This window comes from Kitasatospora sp. NPDC058032 (assembly GCF_042885845.1).
Classification (GTDB): Bacteria; Actinomycetota; Actinomycetes; order Streptomycetales; family Streptomycetaceae; genus Kitasatospora.
The window spans coordinates 694-4365 of the sequence record NZ_JBHVRK010000060.1; the positions used below are offsets into that span (position 1 = coordinate 694).

The window sequence follows — 3672 nt, forward strand, 5'->3', positions numbered from 1 at the left end:
CTCCACACCTTCAGCCTGTCCCATCACGCTCGGGGGCCGAACTCCACGACGAACAGACCGCGCCCGTGCGGCCGGCTCCAGCCTGCTGTTCAGCCTCGCCCCGGCAGTGGTCGTGGCCTACTGCAACGCCACCTCCTCCGCCTGGCTCGCTACCCTCTATCCCGCCTCGGGGGCACCTATGCCTATGGTCGCAAGCGCCTCGGCGACTTCTGAGGGCTACCTGGCCGACGGGCATTCCCTCTCGGCAAGACTGCCTCCTGCGCCGCCATGGCCCTGACCGCAGTCGACTACACAGGCGTCCACAAATCCGCCCTGCTCGCCCGCACCATCGTGGCTGCCGCCGTCGACCGAGCAGCCCAGCCAGCAGCTCACACTTATGTCGCTGTCCATGAAGGACAGGCTCTCGTGGGAGGTCCCCAGGACCTCGTCGAGAACGGTGCGGTGCAGGATGGTCCAGGCTTGTTCGGCGAGGTCGTTCGTCTTGAGGATGGTCAGGGTGAACGTGTGGAACGTGTCCTGGCCCTGCTGTCTCTTGAAGAGTCTCAGTTCCTCCGGCGACGTCCGAGTGGGGATTTGTTTCCTTGATCAGGCCCAGGTTTTCGTGTTTTACCGGTGCACTCTCGTTTACCGGTACATCAATAGTCGCTGCTGGGATTCCCTTGTGACTGCTTGGAGTGCCGGTGACGGCCGTGTCCTGGAGGATGCCTGGACCACCGGTGTCCTGCTGGATCTAGGGGGCCAGCGGGCAGTACGAATAGGTGACGAACATCGGCTTCGCCGCCTGATGTCACCCTTTTCCGGCCGGCATTCTCGCTTCCAGTCCTAGGCACTGTCCGGCGGATCATGGGCGGAGCCATAGGCGGACTGCTGCTGCGGTGACGGTGCCGTGGAAGACGTAGGCCCTTTTGTCGTAACGGGTGGCGACCGCGCGGGAGTTCTTGAGCCGGTTGATGGTCCGCTCGACCTCGTTGCGGCGCCGGTAGCGCTCGCGGTCGAAGCCAGCTGGCCTGCCGCCCGCGCTGCCTCTGCGCCGGCGGTTGGCCCGCTGGTCCTTCGGCTCGGGGATCGTGTGTGTGATGCGCCGTCTTCGCAGGTAGCGGCGATTTCGGCGTGAGCTGTAAGCCTTGTCGCCGCTGACATGGTCGCGCCTGGTCCGGGGCCGTCCGCCCAGCGGCCGGGGAACCCGGATCCGGTCCAGGACCTCGATCATCTGCGGGGCGTCACCCCACTGGCCTGGGGTGATCAGTAGAGCCATGGGGCGGCAGCCGCCTTCACCGGCGAGGTGGATCTTGGAGGTCAGACCGCCCCGGGACCGTCCGAGTCCCTCATCGGGGCGGTGGTGCCGGGGCCTCGTCCTTTTTTCGGGACCCGCGGTCCGACCCTGCGGGCGCCGGCCGCGTGCTGATGGGCCCGGCAGGACGTCGAGTCGACGCCCACCATCGACCAGTCGATCCGCCCGGCAAGGTCGGCGTCGGCCTGGACCGCCTGCAGGAGCCGGTCCCAGGTACCATCCGCCGACCAGCGGCGATGCCGTTCATACACGATCTTCCACGAGCCATAGCGTTCCGGCAGGTCACGCCACGGAACACCGGTGCGGACCCGGAACAGAATCCCGTTGAGCACGGTCCGGTGATCGTTCCACCGGCCGCCCCGGCCACCCAGCGAGGGCAGATGCGGCTCCAGCAGCAACCACTCTCGATTCGTCAGATCCCCCCGACCCATGACCCAACCAATGAGCGACCGGCCGGAAAGTCACATGATCCGCCGGACAGTGCCTAGGTGAGTGCAGTGATGCCCCGCTCGAACGCCCCAGCGCCCTTCCCCTTCGTGGCCGGTGTGGTCCGGGGCGTGAGCCCGAGACCTTCCAGGCGTGCGCGCTGTTCGTCGTTGAGGCTGTTCCAGCTGTGGGTTTCGGTCTGGCGGGTGGTCCAGGTGACCGCCTGGCCGCGATGCGCGCGGTCGTCTCGGCCGCGTAGCAAGCGCGTGCGGGTCGCCCCTCTGAGCGGGCGCGTTCGTGGCATGAAGCTGGGAAGCGGTTGATCGGCCGCCGTGGAGCGGCTGCGCACACCTGCTCACGGACAAATACATGCGAGACCTGGTATCTTGTGCTGCATGGTAGCCGGTGAAGCAAGTAATCAGGTTCCGGAGAAGATCGAGGTCCAGCTCCGTAAAGGGGTCCTGGAGTACTGCGTCCTGGCCCTTCTGCGAGACGGGCCCAAGTACGGGGTCGAGCTGCTGAAGGACTTGCAGGAGACCGTGCTCGCCACGAGCCCGGGCACCGTCTACCCCCTGCTTTCACGGCTCCGGCGCGACGAACTCGTCGTCACCACCTGGCAGGAGTCCTCCACCGGCCCGCCGCGCCGCTATTACGAGCTGACCGATGCGGGACGCACCGCGCTCGACTCCTTTACCGGCCTCTGGCCGGCATTCCGCGACACCGTCGACCACCTCCTTTCGCCCCCCAACGGGCGCCGGCACAACCCCTGAGGGGCGCACCTTGAAGACCGACGACAACACCCTGGTTCGGGAGTACCTCGCGACCGTGGAACGCGAGAGCACGGCACTGCCCCCGGCAGCCCGTCAGGAACTCCTCGCCGACCTCAGCGAGCACATAGAGGTCGCGCGCGCCGAACGGCCCGGCGACGTCCGCGCGATCCTCCACGAAGTGGGTGACCCCCGCACGATCGCCAACACCGCCCTCCACGAACTCGGCCACACCACCACATCCCCCACACGCACACCGAAGCGTCACCGTTCCCCCGCCTGGCTCCCGCTGCTCCTTTTGATAATCAGCACCGTGCTGCCCTACGCGGGAGACCATGTGCTCCTGAGCTGGATCAGCATAGCCATGAAGATCACGGCCGTAGTGATGGTGTGCCGCTCCCGCTACTGGACGGCAGCCCGCAAATGGGCAGGCCTCATCCTGGCCACACTCCTGCCCGCCACGATGAACGTGATCTGGTACCTGGCCTTCGTCGCACCCCGCAACTACGCAGTGATCGACACATGGCGCTGGCCGGGGGCCGTCGCCGGACTTCTCCTGACGTTGGCCGGCGTGGGATGGCTGTTGCGGACCAGGGATCGCCAGGCGTGATCTTTCGGTTTTGTGACAGCGGAGTGAGCGTTTTCAGCGTGGCTACTGATCGGGTGACGCCGGTCAGGTCGAGGTGGGGGCCGCAACGCACAAGGCCCCCGTGCCGTTGAGGGAGGTGTTCGAGGTCTCAACCCATCGGCACAGGAGCCCTGTTGGTTCCCTGTCCTGCCGTACTCGACTTTCCTCACGCTCTGGTCGAGTGGGTCACCATGCTCGTCGTCACCCGCGAGGGTGACCGCCGCTGCAAGCTCCCGCCGCACCAACGTGCGCTCGCCGCTCTGGTGTACCTGCGCCGCCACGATACTCCCACCAGGATCGCGGCCGGGTTCGGAATATCCGTCGGCACCGCCCACGCGTACGTCACCGTCGTGACCGGCCTGCTCGCCGAACAAGCCCCTGGCCTCCTCAAGACGCTGCGTGAGCACGATCCGGAGTTCGTCCTGCTGGAGGGGACCCTTGCCGAATGCGACCGCGTCGGCGACAGCCGGGCGGACGGGGGTGACCCGAACCAGGTGGGAAACCGCCATGCCACTCTGGCCGGGCGCAGCCCGGCCCGGCCTGGGAGCGCAGCGGACAGG

General features: G+C 67.0%; 4 protein-coding genes and 1 pseudogene. 4 read left to right on the forward strand and 1 reads right to left on the reverse strand.

The annotated features are described in order from the left end of the window. Positions 1-61: 61 nt before the first annotated feature. A pseudogene (locus tag ACFVUH_RS37165) lies at positions 62-414 on the forward strand (amino acid permease); the annotation flags it as partial. Positions 415-841: 427 nt separating this feature from the next. Here the strand turns inward: ACFVUH_RS37165 and ACFVUH_RS37170 are convergent. After that, a protein-coding gene (locus ACFVUH_RS37170; RefSeq protein WP_387918055.1) for an IS5 family transposase occupies positions 842-1722 on the reverse strand; the annotation gives its coding sequence in 2 pieces (ribosomal slippage) (positions 842-1362 and positions 1362-1722; 882 coding nt in all). A gap of 390 nt (positions 1723-2112) precedes the next feature. Here ACFVUH_RS37170 and ACFVUH_RS37175 point away from each other — a divergent pair. The 3 genes from ACFVUH_RS37175 to ACFVUH_RS37185 form a co-directional block, all read left to right on the forward strand. Next, positions 2113-2487 (forward strand): PadR family transcriptional regulator, encoded by a 375-nt coding sequence (locus ACFVUH_RS37175; RefSeq protein WP_073772435.1) that lies wholly within the window; start codon positions 2113-2115, stop codon positions 2485-2487. A 10-nt stretch (positions 2488-2497) separates the two neighbouring features. Next, positions 2498-3094 carry an HAAS signaling domain-containing protein gene (locus ACFVUH_RS37180; RefSeq protein ID WP_073772436.1) on the forward strand — a complete coding sequence of 199 codons (597 nt, stop codon included), beginning with the start codon at positions 2498-2500 and terminating at the stop codon, positions 3092-3094. 152 nt (positions 3095-3246) lie between these two features. Further along, the coding region (locus ACFVUH_RS37185) for a transposase family protein (protein WP_387918058.1) at positions 3247-3672 on the forward strand (426 nt) is incomplete at its 3' end.

Excerpts from the sequence above, each read along its gene's own strand:
- ACFVUH_RS37175 (WP_073772435.1), top strand. The coding sequence starts at position 2,113 with ATGGTAGCCGGTGAAGCAAGTAATCAGGTTCCGGAGAAGATCGAGGTC.